The sequence below is a fragment of the Cellulomonas hominis genome (assembly GCF_005239125.1).
Classification (GTDB): domain Bacteria; phylum Actinomycetota; class Actinomycetes; order Actinomycetales; family Cellulomonadaceae; genus Cellulomonas; species Cellulomonas hominis_A.
The window spans coordinates 1-20,642 of sequence record NZ_SZYE01000052.1 but is presented as its reverse complement, the minus strand read 5'-3'; the positions used below and the strand labels follow the sequence as shown (position 1 = coordinate 20,642).

At 74.7% G+C, this 20,642-nt stretch carries 15 protein-coding genes; 5 read left to right on the top strand and 10 right to left on the bottom strand.

Annotation, left to right across the window (positions count from 1 at the left end):
* Positions 1-225: 225 nt before the first annotated feature.
* The 4 genes from FA014_RS08605 to FA014_RS08590 all read right to left on the bottom strand — a co-directional run bounded on the left by FA014_RS08605 (position 226) and on the right by FA014_RS08590 (position 8,157).
* Complete coding sequence (locus tag FA014_RS08605; RefSeq protein WP_154729278.1) at positions 226-1,983, bottom strand: tetratricopeptide repeat-containing diguanylate cyclase; 1,758 nt, start codon at positions 1,981-1,983, stop codon at positions 226-228.
* A 208-nt stretch (positions 1,984-2,191) separates the two neighbouring features.
* A complete protein-coding gene (locus FA014_RS08600; protein WP_154729277.1) occupies positions 2,192-3,379 on the bottom strand; it encodes an acetate/propionate family kinase in 1,188 nt (395 codons plus the stop codon).
* Entirely contained in the window at positions 3,376-5,451 is a 2,076-nt protein-coding gene (gene pta, locus FA014_RS08595) for a phosphate acetyltransferase (protein ID WP_154729276.1), read from the bottom strand. The genes FA014_RS08600 and pta overlap by 4 nt, the downstream gene beginning before the upstream one ends.
* 216 nt (positions 5,452-5,667) lie before the next feature.
* Entirely contained in the window at positions 5,668-8,157 is a 2,490-nt protein-coding gene (locus tag FA014_RS08590) for a phosphoketolase family protein (RefSeq protein ID WP_154729275.1), read from the bottom strand.
* Positions 8,158-8,396: 239 nt separating this feature from the next.
* Between FA014_RS08590 and FA014_RS08585 the strand changes: the two genes are divergently transcribed.
* Complete coding sequence (locus FA014_RS08585) at positions 8,397-9,278, top strand: SURF1 family protein (protein ID WP_230322982.1); 882 nt, start codon at positions 8,397-8,399, stop codon at positions 9,276-9,278.
* A gap of 1 nt (position 9,279) precedes the next feature.
* On the opposite strand, the gene FA014_RS08580 is transcribed toward FA014_RS08585, so the two are convergent.
* Positions 9,280-11,013: an ABC transporter ATP-binding protein gene (locus tag FA014_RS08580; protein ID WP_154729274.1), complete on the bottom strand. Its 1,734-nt coding sequence runs from the start codon at positions 11,011-11,013 to the stop codon at positions 9,280-9,282.
* Positions 10,994-12,880 carry an ABC transporter transmembrane domain-containing protein gene (locus tag FA014_RS08575; protein ID WP_195969215.1) on the bottom strand — a complete coding sequence of 629 codons (1,887 nt, stop codon included), beginning with the start codon at positions 12,878-12,880 and terminating at the stop codon, positions 10,994-10,996. The genes FA014_RS08580 and FA014_RS08575 overlap by 20 nt, the downstream gene beginning before the upstream one ends.
* 144 nt (positions 12,881-13,024) lie before the next feature.
* Between FA014_RS08575 and FA014_RS08570 the strand changes: the two genes are divergently transcribed.
* Positions 13,025-13,429 carry a DUF3817 domain-containing protein gene (locus FA014_RS08570; protein WP_154729273.1) on the top strand — a complete coding sequence of 135 codons (405 nt, stop codon included), beginning with the start codon at positions 13,025-13,027 and terminating at the stop codon, positions 13,427-13,429.
* 25 nt (positions 13,430-13,454) lie between these two features.
* Here the strand turns inward: FA014_RS08570 and FA014_RS08565 are convergent, their stop codons facing one another.
* The gene (locus tag FA014_RS08565; RefSeq protein ID WP_230322981.1) at positions 13,455-14,597 is read right to left on the bottom strand and encodes an acyltransferase family protein; all 1,143 of its coding nucleotides are present in this window, start codon (positions 14,595-14,597) and stop codon (positions 13,455-13,457) included.
* A gap of 221 nt (positions 14,598-14,818) precedes the next feature.
* Between FA014_RS08565 and FA014_RS08560 the strand changes: the two genes are divergently transcribed.
* The 3 genes from FA014_RS08560 to FA014_RS08550 all read left to right on the top strand — a co-directional run bounded on the left by FA014_RS08560 (position 14,819) and on the right by FA014_RS08550 (position 17,720).
* The gene (locus FA014_RS08560) at positions 14,819-15,238 is read left to right on the top strand and encodes a MerR family transcriptional regulator (RefSeq protein WP_230322980.1); all 420 of its coding nucleotides are present in this window, start codon (positions 14,819-14,821) and stop codon (positions 15,236-15,238) included.
* 62 nt (positions 15,239-15,300) lie between these two features.
* Positions 15,301-16,902 carry a glutamine-hydrolyzing GMP synthase gene (gene guaA / locus FA014_RS08555; RefSeq protein ID WP_154729272.1) on the top strand — a complete coding sequence of 534 codons (1,602 nt, stop codon included), beginning with the start codon at positions 15,301-15,303 and terminating at the stop codon, positions 16,900-16,902.
* Between the two features lie 314 nt (positions 16,903-17,216).
* Entirely contained in the window at positions 17,217-17,720 is a 504-nt protein-coding gene (locus FA014_RS08550) for an aromatic ring-opening dioxygenase LigA (RefSeq protein WP_230322979.1), read from the top strand.
* Between the two features lie 165 nt (positions 17,721-17,885).
* On the opposite strand, the gene FA014_RS08545 is transcribed toward FA014_RS08550, so the two are convergent.
* The 3 genes from FA014_RS08545 to FA014_RS08535 all read right to left on the bottom strand — a co-directional run.
* Complete coding sequence (locus FA014_RS08545; protein WP_154729271.1) at positions 17,886-18,833, bottom strand: type IV toxin-antitoxin system AbiEi family antitoxin domain-containing protein; 948 nt, start codon at positions 18,831-18,833, stop codon at positions 17,886-17,888.
* Between the two features lie 199 nt (positions 18,834-19,032).
* The gene (locus FA014_RS08540) at positions 19,033-19,914 is read right to left on the bottom strand and encodes a hypothetical protein (protein WP_154729270.1); all 882 of its coding nucleotides are present in this window, start codon (positions 19,912-19,914) and stop codon (positions 19,033-19,035) included.
* A partial coding sequence (locus tag FA014_RS08535; RefSeq protein WP_230322978.1) for a LiaF domain-containing protein occupies positions 19,914-20,642 on the bottom strand: 729 nt, incomplete at its 5' end. The genes FA014_RS08540 and FA014_RS08535, both read right to left, overlap by 1 nt.

Below are 20,642 nucleotides of genomic sequence, written 5' to 3'. Positions count from 1 at the left end.
CGGGCGGGGCGCGCGCCCCGCTCGCGCGCCGACCTCGCGCGTCGAGAACCCGCGCCGAGTCTCCGTTTCCGGACTCCGCGCACGCCGGACGACAGAGGCGCGAGATGGAGACTCGGCGAGTCTCCGTGCGGGTGCGGGTGCGGGTGCGGGTGCGGGTGCGGGGCGCGGGGCGCGGGGTGCGGGGCAGTGCGGGGTGCGGGGTGCGGGGCAGCGCGCGCGGGCGCGTCAGCTCGGCTGGCAGGCGGTGGCCGTGCCCGCCGAGGGCGTGCGCGGGTCGCGGGCGGTCCGGGGGACCGGGACCGGCAGCGGTGCGGGTGCGGACGGCGTGCCGTCGAACACCACCCGGTTCCGGCCCTGGCGCTTCGCGCGGTAGAGCGCCGCGTCCGCCCGGGCGACGAGCGTGCCGCCGGTCTCGCCCTCCGCGGCCATCGCGCCGCCGAAGCTCACCGTCACCCGCAGGCCCTCGGACAGCTCGTGCCACGGGTACCCGGCGATCGTCGCGCGGATCCGCTCGCAGACGGCCAGCGCCTGCTCGTGCGGGGAGTCGAGCAGCACCAGGGTGAACTCCTCGCCGCCCACGCGCGCCGTGGCGTCGCCGACGCGGACGGCGCTGGTCATGATCTGCGCCACCCGGCGGAGCACCTCGTCGCCGACCGGGTGCGAGTGCTCGTCGTTCACGGCCTTGAACAGGTCGATGTCCGCGACCACGTAGGCCAGCTCGACCTCCCGGCCGAGCCGCGCGGCGAGCACCGCGTCGAGCCCGCGCCGGTTCAGCAGGCCGGTCAGCGGGTCGTGCGCGGCGTCGTGCTGCAGCGTCTCGTTGAGCGCGGTCAGCTCGGCCGCGCGCTTGCGGGCCTGGTCGCGGGCCTGCCGGACGCGCTCCACGTCGAGCTGGGCGTTGACGACGATGCCGCGGCGCTCGGCGGCCTGGTCGCGCTGCGCCATGACGGCCTCGTGGTACCGGCGGTGCGTGGCGAGGGCGGCCCGCAGGTCGCCGGCGTCCTCGTGCACCTGGACGAGCTCGAGCAGCACGTCGGCCCGCTCCATCGGCCGCAGCGACTGCTCGGTGAGCAGCAGCCCCTCGTCCAGCGTCGCGACGGCGCCCGCGTGGTCGCCGCGCAGCCGGCGCAGCCGCCCGAGGGCCGCGTGGTACCGGATCGTCAGGTAGCGGGCCGCGACGCGGGGGAGCGCCGCCTCGACGGCCGTCAGCGCCGCCTCGGCGGCGTCCAGGTCGCCCCCGGCCATGTGGGCCCGGGCGAGCCGCACCTCCGCCTCCGCGGCCATCCGCGGGTTGCCGGAGCTGCCGCCGTCCGCGTCCGGCACGCCGCGCGCGGCCTCGAGCCCGCGGACCGCCAGCTGCACCGCCCGCTCGGCCAGCGCCCGGGCGCGCGCCGGGTCGGTGGCGCGCAGCGCCTCGCTCTCGTCGGTGTCGAGCTTGGCGAGCCCCGACAGGGTGGCGCAGGTGCCGTCGGGGCGGTCCAGCTCGGGCCAGAGCCGGGCCGCCTCGTCCAGCAGCTCGCGGGCCTTCTCCGGGAACCGGCCCATCGAGATGTACGTGTCGGCGAGGTTGTTCAGGGCCGCCGCGAGGCCCTCGGTGTCGTTCAGCTCGCGGCGGATGTCGAGCGACCGGTCGAGCAGCTCCAGCGCCGACAGGTTGTCGCCGAAGCCGTTGTAGACGGCGGCGAGCCCCTGGAGCAGCCGGCCCTCCCAGGCCCGCATCCCGTGCGTCGTCGCGAGCTCCAGGGCGTGCTCGATGGCGCGGAGCGCGAGCGGGTCCTCGCCGAGCAGGTGGTGGGCCCAGCCGCCGTTGTACTGGAGCTCGATCTCGACGGCCACGGCGCCCTCGGCGCGGGCCTCGGCGAGCAGGGGCGGCAGGGCGGCGACGCACAGCGCGGGGGCCGCGTCGCACAGCCGGTCGACGCGGTCCAGCTCCGAGCGCCAGTAGGACTCGCGGTCCTCGGCGATGGCTCGGGCATGCGTCATGTCCGTCGTATCGGCGGTCACCCGCGGACGCTGGAGCGGTCGATCGGGTGAAGTCCGCGGGGCGGACAGGTGACGTCCGGAGGGCGGGAAGGTGACGTGGCAGGGACCGAACGGGTGACGCGTCAGGGACGACGCGGCGCCGGCCCCGGACGCGCGAGGGCCCGCGCCGGACGTGCCGGCGCGGGCCCTGCCGCGGGTGCGGGTGGCGTCAGCCGATCGCCGCGACCGACTGCCGCGCGATCTCCAGCTCCTCGTTCGTCGGGATCACCAGCACGGTGACCTCGGCGCCGTCGGGGGAGATGACCTTGGGCTCCTTGACGCGGCCCGCGTTGCGCTCCGGGTCGACCTGGATGCCGAGCCGCTCGAGGCCCGCGAGGGCGTTGAGCCGGACGATGTCGTCGTTCTCGCCGATGCCGGCGGTGAACGTGATGACGTCGACGTGGCCGAGCTCGGCGTAGTACTTGCCGACGTAGCCCTTGATGCGGTGGTAGTAGACGTCGAGGGCCGTCTTGACCCGCTCGTCGCCCGCGGCCACGGCGTCGTGCACGTCGCGCATGTCGGTGTAGCCGGACAGGCCGAGCATCCCGGACTTCCGGTTCAGCAGCTCGTCCAGCTGGTCGATCGTGTAGCCGCCGACCCGCGCCAGGTGGAACAGCACCGCCGGGTCGATGTCGCCGGACCGGGTGCCCATGACCAGGCCCTCCAGCGGGGTCAGGCCCATCGAGGTGTCGATGCACGCGCCGCCGCGCACGGCGGACGCCGAGGCGCCGTTGCCGAGGTGCAGCACGATCGTGTTGAGCTCCTCGAGCGGCCGGCCCAGGAACTCGGCGGTCGCGCGGGACACGTACAGGTGCGAGGTGCCGTGCGCGCCGTACCGGCGGATCTTGTACTGCTTGGCGACCTGCTCGTCGATCGCGTAGGTGTACGCGGCCGGCGGCATGGTGCGGTGGAAGGCGGTGTCGAAGACCGCGACGTGCGGGATGTTCGGGAACGCGTGCCGCGCCGCCACGATGCCGGCCACGTTCGCCGGGTTGTGCAGCGGGGCGAGCGGGGACAGCTCGTCGATCTGCGCGAGCACGGCGTCGTCGATCACGGCCGGGCCGTCGAACACGTCGCCGCCCTGGACCACGCGGTGGCCGACCGCCGTGAGGTCCTCCTCGCGGAGCTGCGGGCCCTGCTGCTCGAACAGGTCGAGGACGAGGCGCATGCCCGTCTCGTGGTCGGGCACGGGCTGCTCGAGCACGGTCGCCCCGGACGGGCCCTCGTGCTTGACCTTGCCGACCTCGAGGCCGATGCGCTCCACGATGCCGGAGGCGAGCGCGTCGCCGGAGGTGGCGTCGACCAGCTGGTACTTGATCGACGAGGAGCCGGAGTTGATGACGAGGACGTGGTTCACTTCGAGCCTTCCGAGGTCAGGGCCTGGGCCTGGATCGCCGTGATGGCGACGGTGTTGACGATGTCCTGCACCAGGGCGCCCCGGGACAGGTCGTTGACGGGCTTGCGCAGCCCCTGGAGCACCGGGCCGACGGCCACGGCGCCGGCGGAGCGCTGCACGGCCTTGTAGGTGTTGTTGCCGGTGTTGAGGTCCGGGAACACGAACACGGTGGCGCGCCCGGCCACGGCCGAGTCGGGCATCTTGGTCTGGGCGACCGAGGCGTCGACGGCGGCGTCGTACTGGATGGGGCCCTCGACGCTCAGGTCGGGGCGGCGCTCGCGGACCAGCTCGGTCGCGGTGCGGACCTTGTCCACGTCGGCGCCCGAGCCGGACGACCCGGTGGAGTAGGACAGCATCGCGATGCGGGGCTCGATGCCGAACTGCGCGGCGGTCTCGGCCGAGGAGATCGCGATGTCCGCGAGCTGCTCCGCGGTCGGGTCCGGGTTCACGGCGCAGTCGCCGTAGACCAGGACGCGGTCCTCGAGGCACATGAGGAACACCGACGACACGACGGAGGTGCCCGGGGTGGTCTTGATGATCTCGAAGGACGGCTTGATGGTGTGCGCCGTGGTGTGCGCGGCGCCGGAGACCATGCCGTCGGCCAGACCGAGCTGGACCATCATCGTGCCGAAGTACGACACGGAGGACACGATCTCCCGCGCGCGCTCGACGGTCATGCCCTTGTGCTTGCGCAGCTCGGTGTACTCGGCGGCGAACCGCTCGAGCAGCTGGCCCGACTTCGGGTCGATGACCTTCGCGGCGGACAGGTCCAGGCCGAGCTCCGTGGCGCGGGTCCGGATCGACGCCTCGTCGCCGAGGATGGTCAGGTCGGCGACCTCCCGCTGCAGCAGCGTGGACGCGGCGCGCAGGATGCGGTCGTCGCTGCCCTCGGGGAGCACGACGTGCTTGCGGTCGGACCGGGCCCGGTCGAGCAGCTCGTACTCGAACATCAGCGGCGTGACGACCTCGGGGGCCGGCACCTCGAGGGCGGCCAGAGCCTCCTCGGCGTCGGTGTGCTTCTCGAACAGCGCCAGGGCGGTGTCGACCTTGCGCTGCGAGTCGGCGGACAGCCGGCCGCGGGTGCCGGCGGCGGCGCTCGCGGAGGCGAACGTGCCGAGGTCGGTGCGGATGATCGGCAGCCGGCTGCCGAGGCCGTCGACCAGCCGGGACACCGTCGCCGGGGGCTCGAACCCGCCGTTGAGGATGATGCCGGACAGCGACGGGAACCCGTCGGCGGCGTGCGCCATCAGCAGGCCGAGCAGGATGTCGGACCGGTCGCCGGGGACGATCACGACGACGCCGTCGGACAGCCGCTCCAGCAGGTGCTCGATCGACATGGCGCCGACCAGGACGTCGGTGGCCTCGCGGGGCAGCAGCTGGGCGTCGCCGCCGACCAGGGCGCCGTCGACGGACTCCATGAGCTGGCGGACCGTCGGGGCGACGAGGAACGGCTCCTCCGGCAGCGCCCAGGCGGTGGCCCGGGTGGACAGCTCGGCGCGGATCGCCTCCAGGTTGTCCGGGTCGCACCGGTTGGCGACGATCGCGACGACCTGCGCGTGGCCGGCCTCGAGCTCGGCGGCGGCGACCTCGGCGACCTGGCGGACCTCCTCGGGCGAGCGGCCCTGGCCCTTGATGCACAGCAGCACCGGCGCGCCGAGGTTGGCGGCGATGCGGGCGTTGAAGCCGAGCTCGGCCGGGCCGGCGATGTCGGTGTAGTCGGTGCCGACCACGACGACGACGTCGCAGTCGCGGGCCACCGCGTGGTACCGCTGGACGATGGTGGCGAGCGCGCCCTCGGGGTCGTGGTGCACGGCCTCGTAGGTCGTGCCGATGCAGTCCTCGTAGGACAGGTCGACGCCGTCGTGCGCCAGCAGCAGCTCCAGCACGTAGTCGCGGGTCTCGGTGGAGCGCGCGATCGGCCGGAACACACCGACCCTCTGCACGGTGCGGGTCAGCAGGTCGACCAGGCCGAGGGCGACGGTCGACTTGCCGGTGTCCCCCTCCGGGGACGTGACGTAGATGCTGCGGGCCACGGGTGGGCTTCTTCCTCGTCGGCTTGGGCCGGGGTCGCCGGCTCTCAGGTGGTGGGATGAATTCTGCCGGACGTCCGGCGCCCGATCGCGCCGGAGCCCGGGTGACGCGGGCCACCCGGGGGCCCTCCCGGCCCTCTCGCGGCCGCCCCGTGTGACCTAGGTCCCAGAAGACCGATGGCCCGCACCGGGTGGTGCGGGCCATCGGCCGCGTGCGGGTTACTCGTTGTCGCCGCCGGTCGCGAGGGTGGCGGTGGACTGCTGCGGGCCGCCCTCCTCGGTGCCGGTCTCGCCGGCGTCCGGCCAGACCCAGTCGCGCACCTCGGGGAGGTCCTCCCCGTGCGCCCGGGTGTAGTCGTGCGCCCGGAGCCGCGCGTCGACCATGCGCTGCCGCAGGCCCGCGTACTTCGAGCCCAGCGACGGCACCTGGTCGATCACGTCGATCACCAGGTGGAACCGGTCCAGGTCGTTGAGCATGACCATGTCGAACGGCGTCGTGGTCGTGCCCTCCTCCTTGTACCCCCGCACGTGCAGGTTCTTGTGCCCCTTGCGGCGGTACGTCAGGCGGTGGATGAGCCACGGGTAGCCGTGGTACGCGAACACGATCGGCTTGTCCGTGGTGAACAGCGTGTTGAAGTCGCGGTCCGACAGGCCGTGCGGGTGCTCCCGCTCGTCCTGCAGCCGCATGAGGTCCACGACGTTGACCACGCGGACCTTGAGGTCCGGCAGCTCGCGCCGCAGGATGTCGGCCGCGGCCAGCACCTCCAGCGTCGGGACGTCGCCGGCGCAGCCGAGCACCACGTCCGGGTCCTCGCCCTCGACCTCGGTGCCCGCCCACGACCAGATGCCCAGGCCGCGGGTGCAGTGCGCCACGGCCTCGTCCATCGTCAGGAAGTTGGGCGCGGGCTGCTTGCCGGACACCACGACGTTGACGTACTGCCGGCTGCGCAGGCAGTGGTCGTACGTCGACAGCAGGGTGTTCGCGTCCGGCGGCAGGTACACCCGGACGATCTCGGCCTTCTTGTTGACCACGTGGTCGATGAAGCCGGGGTCCTGGTGGCTGAAGCCGTTGTGGTCCTGGCGCCACACGTGGCTGGACAGCAGGTAGTTCAGCGACGCGATCGGCCGGCGCCACGGGATGTGGTTCGTGACCTTCAGCCACTTGGCGTGCTGGTTGAACATCGAGTCGACGATGTGGATGAAGGCCTCGTACGACGTGATCAGGCCGTGCCGGCCCGTCAGCAGGTAGCCCTCGAGCCAGCCCTGGCACTGGTGCTCGGACAGCATCTCCACGACGCGGCCCATCCGGGCCAGGTGGTCGTCGACGTCCGTCGGCAGGTACTCGGCGTTCCACTGCTTGTTCGTCACGTCGAACACGGCCTGCAGGCGGTTGGACGCCGTCTCGTCCGGGCCGAAGATCCGGAAGTTGTCCGGGTTCCGCCGGATGACCTCGGTGAGGTACTTGCCGAGCTCGCGGGTGGCCTCGGAGATCGAGCCGCCGGGCACCGGCACGTCGACCGCGAAGTCGCGGAAGTCGGGCAGCCGCAGGTCCTTGAGCAGCAGCCCGCCGTTCGCGTGCGGGTTGTCGCTCATCCGCAGCGTGCCGCCGGGGGACAGGGCCGTGATGTCGGCCTTGACCGAGCCGTCGGCCTCGAACAGCTCCTCCGGGCGGTACGACTTCAGCCAGCCCTCGAGGACCTGCAGGTGCTCGTCGGTGTCGCGGGCGCTGGCCAGCGGCACCTGGTGCGAGCGCCAGGAGTTCTCGACCTGCTTGTCGTCGATCACCGGCGGGCAGGTCCAGCCCTTGGGGGTCTTGAAGACGATCATCGGCCAGGCCGGGCGGGACTCGTCGCCCGCGGCGGCCCGCGCCTTGATCTCGGCGATCTCGTCCAGCACGACGTCCAGCAGCTCGGCGAACCGGGCGTGCACGGCCGCGTGGTCCTCGCCGTCGAAGCCGCCGACGAACAGGTGCGGCTTGTGGCCGTACCCGCGCATGAGGTCGAGCAGCTCGTCCTCGGGGATGCGCGCCAGGACGGTCGGGTTCGCGATCTTGTACCCGTTGAGGTGCAGGATCGGCAGCACGACGCCGTCCTTGGCCGGGTCGATGAACTTGTTCGAGTGCCAGGACGTCGCGAGCGGGCCCGTCTCGGCCTCGCCGTCGCCGACCACCGCCGCGATCAGCAGGTCCGGGTTGTCGAACGCCGCGCCGTACGCGTGCGACAGGGCGTAGCCGAGCTCGCCGCCCTCGTGGATCGACCCGGGGGTCTCCGGCGCCACGTGGGACGGGATGCCGCCCGGGAACGAGAACTGGCGGAACAGGCGGCGCACGCCCTCCTCGTCCGGCGTGATGTCGGAGTAGACCTCGGAGTAGGTGCCGTCCAGGTAGGCGGAGGCCACCAGGCCCGGGCCGCCGTGGCCGGGGCCGGTCAGGTAGAGCGTCGACTGCTGGCGCTCCGCGATGACGCGGTTCAGGTGCGCGTACAGGAAGTTCAGACCCGGCGTCGTGCCCCAGTGGCCCAGGAGCCGCGGCTTCACGTGGTCCTTGGTCAGCGGCTCGCGCAGCAGCGGGTTGGCCAGCAGGTAGATCTGCCCGACCGACAGGTAGTTGGCCGTCCGCCACCAGGCGTCGATCCGTCGGAGCGTCTCGTCCGACACCGGCTGGCCGGAACCGGCCTGCCAGGTCTCGGGCCTCGACGTCGTCGTAGTCATGCTCTCTCCCCGTTTCGCAGAACCACGGATGTGCCGTGGGCCCGGTCGAGCACCCCCGCCGGGCCACACCAGCCTTGCGGCGCCTCGCGCCGCGAGCCGGGACGTCCGACCTAGGACCTCCCGTGGCTGCTCAGGCAACCGCCAACCATCCAACCCCATGGACCTGCCGGGCGCACCAGGCCGGGCCGCCGCCGGGACCCGGTTCCTCGGCCCCCAGGCGCGCCGGGTACCGTGCTGCGGTGCCCTCGACCCCGACGCAGCCTGCGCCCGCGGAGCCGCCGCCGACGCTGTGGCGGGTCGCCCGCACGCCCCGGATGGTCGGGCTGCTCGTGCTGTTCCTCGCCGTCGCCGCCGTCTGCGGGCGGCTCGGCGCCTGGCAGCTCGAGCGCGCGGAGGTGCGCGGCGCCGCCGCCCAGGCCGCGAAGCTGGCCGAGGTCGAGGCGCAGGAGCCCGTGCCGATCGCCGAGGTGCTGCTCCCGCAGACGACGTTCGACGGCGCGCTGGTCGGGCGCCGGGTCGAGGTGACGGGGGAGTACGAGGCCGACGGCCAGCTGCTCGTGCCGGGCCGCGCGCTCGGCGACCGCACCGGCTCGCTGGTGCTGACGCCGCTGCGGGTCGCGTCCGACGACCCGGCCGTCGACGGGGCCGTGCTGCCCGTCGTCCGGGGCTGGGTGGCCGGCGACGACCCCGCGGCCGGCGGGCTCGAGCCGCCCGCCGGGACCGTGACGGTGACGGGGTACCTGCAGGCCTCCGAGGACTCCGGCGACCCGCACGGGGCGCAGACGGCGGGGACGACCGACACCATCTCGTCCGCCGAGCTCCTCGGCGTCTGGGGCGGGCCGATCTGGACGGGCTACGCCGTGCTGACCAGCTCGCAGCCGGCGCAGGCCGCCACCCTCGAGCTGCTGCCGCCGCCCACCCGGTCCGGGACGGGGCTGAACATCCAGAACCTCGGGTACGCGGCCCAGTGGTTCGTCTTCGGCGGGTTCGCGGTGTTCCTGTGGGTGCGGCTGCTCAAGGACGAGGTGCTGCGGCTGTCGGGGGCGTTCGACCCGCAGGACGAGCCGGCGGAGGGCTCCGCCGCCGAGGGCTCCGCCGCCGAGGGGACCCGGCCGGCCTGACCTACTCCTGCTGCCAGGAGCGCCAGAGCGAGGCGTAGTCCCCGCCCGCGGCGACCAGCTCGTCGTGCGGCCCGATCTCGCTGATCCGCCCCGCGTCGACCACGGCCACCCGGTCCGCGTCGTGCGCGGTGTGCAGCCGGTGCGCGATCGCGACGACCGTCCGGCCGTGCAGCACCGCGGACAGCGACCGCTCCAGGTGCCGCGCGGCCCGAGGGTCGAGCAGGGAGGTGGCCTCGTCCAGCACCAGCGTGTGCGGGTCGAGCAGCACCAGCCGGGCGAGCGCGACCTGCTGGGCCTGCGCGGGGGTCAGCGCCGTGCCGCCGGAGCCGACCGGGGTCGCGAGGCCCTCGGGCAGCGCCCGCACCCAGTCCCACGCGTCGACGGCGCGCAGCGCCCGCTCCAGCGCCGCGTCGTCCGCGCCGGGGTCGGCGAGCCGCAGGTTGTCCGCGAGCGGGCCGACGAACACGTGGTGCTCCTGGGTGACCAGCGCGACGTGGCCGCGGAGCTCGTCCAGGGGCAGGTCGACGAGCGGCACGTCGCCGACCGTCACGGAGCCCGCCGTGGGCGGGTGGATGCCGGCGAGCATCCGGCCGAGCGTCGACTTGCCCGCGCCCGAGGGCCCGACGACCGCCAGCCGCTCCCCGGGGCGCAGCCCCAGGTCGATGCCGTGCAGGACGTCGTGGCCCTCGCGGTAGGCGTACCGGACCTCGCGCGCGGTGACGTCCGAGCCGGTCGGCCGGGCGTCGCGCGCCGTCCGGTCCGGCGCCACGTCCGCGACCCCGAGGATGCGGGCGAGCGAGGTCGCGCCGACCTGGATCTCGTCCAGCCAGAAGATCAGCTCGCCGATCGGGTGGATGATCTGCGTCGCGTACAGGGCGATGGTGGTGACGGCGCCGATCGTCGCGTGGCCCGTCGAGATGAGGTACGCGCCCCAGGCGAGCACCGCGACCACCGGCAGCACGAACGACGTGTCGACGCCCGGGAACAGCACCGAGCGCAGGTTGAGCGTGGCGCTCTCCGCCGCGAACGCCTCCCGCAGGTCCGCGTCCACGCGGGCGCGCCGGCGCGGGCCGAGGCCCAGGGCGTCGACGGTGCGGGCGCCCTCGACGGACTCGGTGATCGTGCCGTTGAGGGTCGCGTACGCCGCCGACTCCCGCAGGTAGGCGGGTGCGGCGCGGCGCAGGTACCAGCGGGTGACCGCCAGCAGCAGCGGCACGCCGGCGAGCAGGCCGATCGCGACGAGCGCGTTCGTGGCGAAGGCGGCGACCAGGGTCAGGACGATGGTCGCGGCGGTCACCAGCAGGCGCGGCACGCCGAAGCGGACGGTGTACTGGACGCGGTCGATGTCGGTCGTGGTGCGCGCCACGAGGTCGCCGGTGCCGGCCCGCTCCACCGTGGACAGGGGCAGCCGGGTCACCGTCGCGACGAACTCCTCGCGCAGCTCGGCGAACACGGTCTCCCCGAGGACCATCGCGGCCCGCTGGGCGTACCGGATCAGCACGGTCTGGGCGAGCACCGCCACGACGAGGACCAGGACGGTCCGGTCGACGGCGGTGGTGTCGGTGCCGGTGACCACGCCGTCCACCAGGCGGCCGAGCAGCCACGGCCCGGCCAGGCCGGCGGTGGCGGCGAGGACGTGCAGCAGCACGACGACGCCGAGGCCGCGGCGGTGCCGGCGCAGGAGCGCGGTGGTGTGCCGGCGCAGCGCGGCGGCGTCAGCGACGGGCAGCTTCACGGCGGTCCTCCTCGTCGGTCGTGGTGGTGGGTGCGGGGTCGGTCGCGGCGGGCTCGTCGTCCGCGCGGGAGACCACCGAGCGGTAGGCCGCCCCGGTGGCGTCGCGCGCCGTCACCAGGTCGCGGTGGGTGCCGGTCGCGACGACCCGGCCGCCCGCGACCAGCACCACCTCGTCCACGACGTCCAGCACGAGGGGGCTGGCCGTGACGACCACCGTGGTCGCGCCGCGGCGGGCGTCCGCCAGCCGGCGGGCGATCCGCGCCTCGGTGTGCGCGTCGACGGCGCTGGTGGGCTCGATCAGGACGAGCACCTCCGCGCCGGTGAGCAGCGCCCGGGCGAGCGCGACCCGCTGCCGCTGGCCCCCGGACAGCGAGCGGCCCTTCTCCTCGACCTCGCCGTCCAGGCCTCCGGGCACCGAGTCGAGCACGTCCCCGGCGTCCGCGACCCGCATCGCCTCGAGCAGCGCGTCCCGGTCGGCCCCGCCGCGCACGTCGAGCTCGTCGGACAGCAGGCCGGTGAACAGGTGCGGGGTGGACTCGGCGACGACCACCCGGTCGCGGACCTCGGCCAGGCCGAGCTCGGCGAGCAGGGTGCGGCCCCAGCGGACCCGCGACAGGCCGGGGTCGGCGTCCGCGGCGCCCGGTGCCGGGACCGTCCCGTCCCGGCCGGAGTCATCCAGGTCCTCGTCGTCCGCGCCGCCGTGCCGCTGCGGCCCCAGCCGGCCCAGCCGCAGCGCGAGCCGCGCCGTCTCGTCGGGGTCGGCGCTCACCAGCGCGGTGATCCGTCCCGGGCGCACGACCAGCCCGCTGCCCTCGTCCACCAGCGGCTCGCCGGCGGCGGGGGACGGCGCCGGGGTCGCGGGGTCGTCGGAGCCGGCGACCGGCACCGAGAGCACCCGGATGATCTTGCGCGCGCCGACGACGGCGCGGGTGACCACGCGGATCGCCTCGCTCGCGGTCCACAGCGGCTGGGTGAGGAACGCCGCGAAGCCGTAGAACGCGACCAGCTGGCCGGGCGTGATGTCGCCGCTGATCGCGAGCCGGGCGCCCGCCCAGACGACGACCGCGAGGAACAGCCCGGGCAGCAGCGTCTGCAGCGCGTCGAGCAGCGACTGGGTCTGCGACACCCGCACGCCCGCCGCGCGGACCTGCTGCGACTGCGCCCGGTACCGGTCGGCGAACACGTCCTCGCCGCCGATGCCGCGCAGGATGCGCAGGCCGGACACCGTGTCCGCGCCGAGCGTCGTCAGCCGGCCCGTGGCCTCGCGCTGCTCGGACTGCCGCTTCTGCAGCGGGCGCACGAGCAGCGACAGGGCCGCGACCACCACCGGCAGGCCGAGCAGGACGAGCAGGCCCAGCGGCACCGAGGTGCGCAGCAGCACCGCGCCCAGCACCAGGTACGCCGCGATGCCCCCGACCAGCCGCGGCACGATCGCGTACACCTCGCCCATGCGCAGGGCGTCGGTGGCGACGGTCGCGACCACCTCGCCCGTGGGGAGCTCGTCGGTGACGGCGTCGCCCGTGCGGGTCACGTGGTGCCCGACCTGCTGCGAGGACGCGAACGCCGCGCGCAGCCAGTTCTCGACCTCGAGCCGGTGGCCCCAGACGTTCGTGCCGACCTGCACCATGCCGAGCGCGAACACGCCGAGGCAGCCGAGCCACAGCGCGGAGCTCAGGCCGTCCTCGAGCCCGTCGTCCACGACGCGGCCGAGCTGCCAGGGCAGCAGCGCCGCGGCGACGTTGCCGACGACCGCGACGGCGGTGGCCCCCGCGAGGACGCCGAGCTGCCGGCGCCCCTGCCGGAGCATGAGGCGCCAGGGGCCGGTCAGCGGTGGTCGGCCGGGGTCGGGCAGGGGGAGGGGTCGCACGTGGGACAACGCTACGGGTCGCCACCCACGCGCGGAACGACAATTCGGCACGTGCGGGTCCGGCGCGGACCTGAGCGAGAATCGTGGGTGGACGCGCGGCCCCGCCCCGCGCCCGCCGGCACACCCCCGAGGAGACCCGCACCGATGACCGAGCCCACCGGACAGCCCACGCCCGCCCCCGCCGACGTCCGGCGACCGGCCCCCGTGCCGCCGGGCACCCCCGGGCGGCTGACCCGGTACCGCGTGATGGCGTTCGTCACCGGCACGATGCTGCTGGTCCTGTGCCTCGAGATGGTGCTGAAGTACGTGTTCCACGCGAACGGCGTCGACCCGGCGACGGGGTCCCCGCTGCCGGTGCTCGGCACCTGGGTCGCGATCGTGCACGGCTGGATCTACGTCGTGTACCTGTTCACCGTGGTGCAGCTGTGGTCCGCGATGCGCTGGTCCCTCGGCCGGCTGGTGACCATGGCGCTCGCGGGCGTGGTGCCGGTGATGTCGTTCGTCCTGGAGCGGCGCGTGCACGCCGACGCGCAGGCGCGGCTGGGCTGAGACCGACGCGGCCCGGCGGCCCGGGTCACCGGGCCGCGCGGCGCGCGCGCCAGCGCGCCACCGGGCGCTCGACGAGCCACCAGCTCGCCGTCGCCGCGACCAGGGTGAGCGCGATCCCGAGCGCCATCCCGCCGAGGTCGTCGGGGTGCCCGAGCCAGCGCGCGATCGCGCCGTTCCACAGGTACGCGGCGTACGAGACCGTGCCGAGCGCGACCGCGGGACGCAGCCAGCGGCCGGGCAGCGTCCGCCATCCGCCGACGTAGCTGATCAGCACGACGGTGGCGACGGCGACGGCCGGGACGCCCAGCAGGTACCAGGCGGTGTGCCCGGCGAGCCCGGTCAGCAGCGTGCCGGCGAGCAGCGCCGCCACGATGCCGGCCTGGACCGCGCGCCGTGCCCCGGCCGTCTGCGGCAGCCGCGCCGCCACCGCCGTGCGCCCGAGGTAGCCCGCGCAGCCGATCAGCAGCGCCGCGCCCCACGAGGTCGGCAGCGCGTAGACCCGCGCCACGTCCGGCACGACCAGCAGCAGCGTCACCATGCAGGCCGCGAGGGCCGCCGCCACGCACACGGCGGTCGCCGCGCGCAGCCAGCCCCGGCGCCAGGCCCACGCCAGCAGCAGGGGCCAGACCAGGTAGAACTGCTCCTCCGCGGCCAGGGTCCAGAAGTGGTAGACCGACTCGCTGCCGTGCGGCAGCCCCGGGATGTTGATCGTGTAGGTCAGCGCCGCGACGAGGGTCTCCGGCACGAGGTGCGCCTGGCCCAGCAGGTCGAACGCCCCCTCGACGACGACGTACCCGGCGAGCATGAGCAGCAGCGGCGGGTACAGCCGGAGCAGCCGGTGGGCGTAGAAGCGGCCGAACCGGATCCGGCCGCCCCGGTCGAGGTCGCGCATCAGCACGCCGGTGATCAGCCAGCCCGACAGGGCGAAGAACACCGTCACGCCGAGGACCCCGGCGGCGCCGAACCGGTCGGGGGCCGCGTGGTTGAGCAGCACCAGGCCGACGGCCAGCCCGCGGAGGGCGTCGAGGCCGGGCAGCCGCGCGGCGCGGGCCGGGACGCCGGGCGCGAGGTCGGGCGCGGGGGAGCCCGGCACCGGCGACGCGAAGCCGGTGCCGGGCAGTCCGGTGGTCGCGGTCGTCGGCGCGGTGGCCGGGGCGTCATCCCTCACGTGACGGAAGGTATGTCCGCTTTGCGAGGTTTGAGAAGAGCGCAGCGTGGTGCGGGGGACGACCCCCACCGGATCTTCACACCACCACCCGACGCTCACGTGACAGGAGGGTGCGGGGCCCCGGCGCCGCGGCGCGCGCGAGGACCGCGACGGCGTCGGTCCAGGTCGTCGGCGTCCGCCGTGGCTATGCTGACGCCGCGCGGTGCGGAAGGAGGTGGCCCGTGAGCCTGCACCACATGCAGATCGGCGAGGTCGCCGAGCGCACCGGGCTGTCGCTGCGGACCATCCGGTACTACGGGGAGGTCGGCCTCGTCCGGCCCTCGGCCCGCACGCACGGCGGATTCCGCCTGTACACCGAGCCCGACATCGCACGGCTGGAGCTGATCAAGCGCATGAAGCCGCTCGACTTCTCCCTCGACGAGATGGGTGACCTGCTGGGCGTGCTCGACCGGATCAACGAGCCGACGATCGACCCGGAGGAGCACGAGGCGCTCCTCAAGCGCCTGCGCATGTACCGGCTGGCCGCCGAGGAGCGGTCGCGGGCCCTGCGCGAGCAGCTCGCCGTCGCCGAGGACTTCCACGAGAGCCTCCGCAAGGAGATCAGCCGGCAGCGGCGCATCGGCGAGCGCTCCGGGTCCTGACCCGGGTCGCCGGCGCCCCCGGGGCGTCCCGGTCCGTCGGCGCGGCGCACTACCCTGGTGGGGTGACCGACGCTCCCGACACGCCCGCGCCGCCGCCCACCGACACGCCCCGTCCCGTCCTCGTCGTCGACTTCGGCGCGCAGTACGCGCAGCTGATCGCGCGCCGCGTCCGCGAGGCGAGCGTCTACTCCGAGATCGTGCCGCACACGGCCTCGGTGCAGGACATGCTGGCCAAGGATCCGTCGGCGATCATCCTGTCCGGCGGCCCGTCCTCGGTGTACGCCGAGGGCGCCCCGTTCGTCGACCCCGCCCTGTTCGAGGCCGGGGTCCCGGTGCTCGGCATCTGCTACGGCTTCCAGGCGATGGCCAAGGCTCTCGGCGGCGAGGTCGCGCAGACCGGCAACCGCGAGTACGGCGGCACCCCGGTCGAGGTCGTCGCCACCGGCACGGTCCTCGCCGAGAGCCCCGAGCAGCAGACCGTCTGGATGAGCCACGGCGACGCCGTGCACGCCGCGCCCGAGGGCTTCGAGGTGCTCGCGACGTCGGCCGGCTCGCCGGTCGCGGCGTTCGAGGACCGCGACCGCCGCCTGTTCGGCGTGCAGTGGCACCCCGAGGTGAAGCACTCGCCGCTCGGCCAGCGCACCCTCGAGCACTTCCTCTACGAGGGCGCCGGCCTCACCCCGGACTGGAACCCGGGCAACGTGATCGCCGACCAGGTCGAGAAGATCCGCGCCCAGGTCGGCGACGCCCGGGTCGTGTGCGGCCTGTCCGGCGGCGTCGACTCGTCCGTCGCGGCCGCGCTCGTGCAGAAGGCCGTCGGCGACCAGCTCACCTGCGTGTTCGTCGACCACGGCCTGCTGCGCACCGGCGAGGCCGAGCAGGTCGAGCAGGACTTCGTCGCCTCCACCGGGGTCAACCTCAAGGTCGTCGACGCGCGCGAGCGGTTCCTGCAGGCGCTCGCGGGCCACACCGACCCCGAGACCAAGCGCAAGATCATCGGCCGCGAGTTCATCCGCGTGTTCGAGGACGCGGCGCGCGAGGTCGTCGAGGAGGCCGGCGCCCACGGCGAGGAGGTCAAGTTCCTCGTGCAGGGCACGCTGTACCCGGACGTCGTCGAGTCCGGCGGCGGCGAGGGCGCGGCCAACATCAAGAGCCACCACAACGTCGGCGGGCTGCCCGACGACCTGCAGTTCCAGCTGGTCGAGCCGCTGCGGGCCCTGTTCAAGGACGAGGTCCGCGCCGTCGGCCTCGAGCTCGGCGTGCCGGAGTCGATCGTCTGGCGCCAGCCGTTCCCGGGACCCGGCCTGGGCATCCGGATCATCGGGGAGGTCACGCAGGAGCGGCTCGACGTCCTGCGCGCCGCGGACGTCATCGCCCGCGAGGAGCTCACCCGCGCCGGCCTGGACCGCGAGATCTGGCAGTGCCCGGTCGTGCTGCTCGCCGACGTGCGCTCGGTGGGCGTGCAGGGCGACGGCCGCACCTACGGCCACCCCGTCGTGCTGCGCCCCGTGTCCTCCGAGGACGCGATGACCGCCGACTGGACCCGCCTGCCCTACGACGTGCTGGCGACGATCTCCACCCGCATCACGAACGAGGTGCCGGAGGTCAACCGCGTGGTGCTCGACGTGACGAGCAAGCCGCCGGGCACCATCGAGTGGGAGTGAGCTGACGCGCCACGGCCCGGTACCCCAGCAGGGGTGCCGGGCCGTCGTGCGTCCCGGATCATTCGGAGCGGGTGGGCGCCCGACCAGGACCTATGTCCTAGGCTGACAACGTGTCATAGCTGGGACCAAGGGCCCGACCAGCGGAAATCCGGTCTTTGTGCGCGGCTTCACAAGGCGGGATCGCGGTCGTCTCCGTGACCTTGGTCCCACGGCGCGGCCGACGGGGGAGACAGGCTCTTCCACGTGGGGCTCACACGTTCCACCGGGTCGACCGACGGTCGGCCCGCACCGGGGGTATCGGAAGGAAACAGACCATGGCTACCGTGGCAGCGACGGGCGGCTCGAAGGCTGCTCGCGTCATCGGCATCATCTCGGCGATCGCCGGCATCGTCCTCATCATCGCCGGCGGCGTCACCTGGGGCTCGGTCTCCAGCCACCTCGCCGACGAGAACATCACCGTCTCGGAGGACGCCGCGAACTTCGGCGGCCAGGCCGTGACGAGCCCCTGGACGGCGTTCGCCCAGGCCGACATCATCCAGCACCACGCCCTCGAGGCCACCGGCGGCAAGACCTACGCCGAGCTCGAGCAGGACGACCCGCTGCGCGACGTGGCGATGAACGCGTCCTTCCTGCGGGCCTCGCTGTTCACCTCGGTGGTCGCGTTCGGCGTCGCCGCCCTGGTCATGGGCCTCGGCATCATGTTCATCCTGATCGGCTGGGCGCTGTTCCTGCTCGGTGGCCGCAAGGCGGCCGCCGCCACGGACACCGTCCGTCCCACCGGCGCCTCGCCGGCCACGGACGAGAACGTCCGGGCCTGACGCCCACGCACGGCCGGAGGGCCGGGACCCCGCACGGGGTCCCGGCCCTCCGCCGTCCCGCCCGCGGCGGTCTGAGCCCAGTGGGCAGCCGACGCGTCGAGTGTGCATCCGCGGGATGCACACTCGACGCGTCGGCTGCCCACTCGGCAGGGGGCCGGATGAGGGTTAGGTGGGCGGGCGGATGCCAGCGGCGGCGAGGACGCGGGCCAGGCGCGCCGGGTCGAGGGCGTCCTGCCAGGTCCAGCGGACCACGCGCAGGCCGGCGGCGCGGAGCCGGTCCTCGCGGCGCTTCTCCGCCCAGACGCGGTCCTCGGCGGCGGTGCGGTCGCCCACCCCGCCGGCGCGGTACTTCAGACGGCCGTCGAACTCCCCGACGACGCCCTGGTCCTGCCAGAAGAAGTCGACCCGGCCGACGAGACCGCCCCGGTCCCGGACCTCGTGCTGCAGCGCCGGGCGGGGCAGACCGAGCTCGATCATCCGCGCACGGCTGAGCGACTCCCCGGGCGACTCGGCCCCTGCGTGCGCCTCGTCGACCACCCGGCGCGCCCCACGCACCCCGCGTCCGCTGCCAGCCCAGGCCACCTCACGCGCCAGGTCCTGCGTGTTCAGCCGGGACCGGCGGAGCGCGTGGTCGGCCAGCACCAGCCCACGCGCGAACGAGCCGGTCCGCGCGAGATCGACGACGGTACGCGCGACCGTGGTGACGGTGACGCCGTCGACGAGGCGGGTGGCAGGGACAGCGGCCACGCGGTGCCGCCGGACCCCGGGCGTCGAGGTCGTGCCGCGAGAGACGGGGAGCAGCACCTGCACGTCCGACGGCCACCCGCCGAGCAGGGGAAGGCGCCACACCGCCGCGGCGGACTCCAGGGCGAACACCGGCGCCGCCATCCGCCGGGCCGCCGCCCGCACCCGGAGGCGGTGCTGCTCGGCCTCGTCGGCGGAGGTCCACGCGCCGGCCGGGACGTAGGCGCCGTGCCGGACCCGGACCAGGGAGCCCGCCCGCGCGGCGCGGCGGAGGTCCTCGCCGGCCAGGCCGGTGGCGCGCAGGTCGTCGGCGGTCAGCGGACGTGCACCGGCGGGGGCCGGCGCGGTGACGGGGACCTCGCTGCTCATGTCCCCACACTGCCCGACCTGCGAGGCCCAGCTGCCGTCGTCCACAGCCTCGCGCCGGCCCTCTGCGTTCGGTCGACCCGGCGCATCCCGCGTCCCCGTCGCCGAGTGTGCAATCGACGCGTCGAGTGGGCATCCGCAGGATGCACACTCGACGCGTCGATTGCTCGGTCGCGGTGGTGGGCCCGCGCCCACCGGCCGGTCAGCGGGCGGCGCGCTGCTCGCGGCGCTTGCGGCGACCCGCGGTCAGGACCGAGCCCACGAGCAGGGCGACACCCGCCGCGGCCAGCAGCACGATCAGCGCGAGCTGGAGATCGATCCGGACGCCCGCCGCGACGGCGAGCACCAGGATGCCGACGGCCACCACGATCAGGCCCCACACCACGGTGCCCGCACGGGGTCCGCGGTCCTCCGGCTCGGGTGCCGGGGCCGGGGTCGGGGCGCCGTGCCCGGGGGTGCCGTACGACGGGGTGCCGTACGACGAGGTGCCGTGAGCGGGGCCGCCGGGTGCCGCGGTCCCGGAGGCCGGCGTCCCGGCGGTCGGGGTGCCGTACGACGGGGAACCGGAGGCCGGGGAGCCGTACGGCGAGGAACCGGTCGCGGCGGGCGGGGCCGCCGACCAGGACGACTCGCGCACCGGCGGCGTGGGCGCCACTCCCGCGGCGGTCGGGGTGGGGTCCGCGCCCGACGCTGCGGTGTCGCCGGCGGTCTCGATGCGTGCGGTGTCGCCGGCGGGCTCGATCCGTGCGGTGTCGCCGACCGCGTCGATCCGTGCGGTGTCGTCCGCGGGCTCGATCCGCGCGGTGTCGCCGACGGCGTCGATCCGCCGGGTCGCGTCGACCTGGTCGATCTGCTCGGTGGCGTCGACGGCCTCGACGCGGGCGGTCGCGTCGACCGTCTCGATCCGCGCGGTCTCGTCGGCGGTCTCGATGCGCTGCGTGGCGTCGACCTGGTCGATCTGCTCGGTCGCGTCGGTCGCGTCGGGGGCGTCGGCGGTCTCGGCCGCGTCGGCGGTCTCGATGCGCTCGGTCACGGGCTCGTCCGCGCCGTCGGGCCGGGGGGTCCCGGAGCCGGTGCTGGTCATCAGTCCTCCTCGATGGTGATGCTGCCGACGCCGACCTCGATCGTGAGCTCGATCTCGGCGTCCTCGCGGCCGGACATGGCCTCGCTGGTGAAGGTCCGGGAGTGGCCCACGCCGTCGTTGCGCTCGTTCTTGCCGTCGACCTTCCAGGTGACGTTGCCGGCCCCGGAGCTGACGTCCGCGACGACCGCGGCGCCCTCGGGCACGACGACCGTGACGTCGCCCAGGCCGCCGCTGATCGGGACGGTCAGGGTCTCGTCGGTGAGCGGCACGCCGGTGAGGTCCACCCGGGCGTCGCCGACGCCGAACGAGTAGCCGCGCTCGGCCGCGACGCGGCTGGTGACGGTGGTGTCGATGCTGCTGACCGGGCCGTTCGCGCGGTCCCAGCGGTCCCAGTCGCCCCACCGGGCGTCGCTGGCGACCGCGGCGGGGCCGGCGACCACCATGCCGACGACGGCCAGCGCGGTGAGGCCGCCCGCCGTGCGACCGCGGAGGCCCGACACGATGATCGCCAGGCCGACGAGGGCCAGGCCGCCGCCGACGAGCACGGCCGCGATCGGGCCGTCGTAGACCCCGGCGCGGTCGGCGGCGAGCAGGCCGGCCAGGCCGATCAGGAGCAGCGCCACCACGATGCCGGTGACCGCGGCCCCGGGCCCGCGGCGCGGCGGCCGGGGCGGGGTCGGGGGCGTGGGCGGCGGCGGGTTCCAGCCGCGGCCCGGCGGCACCGGAGG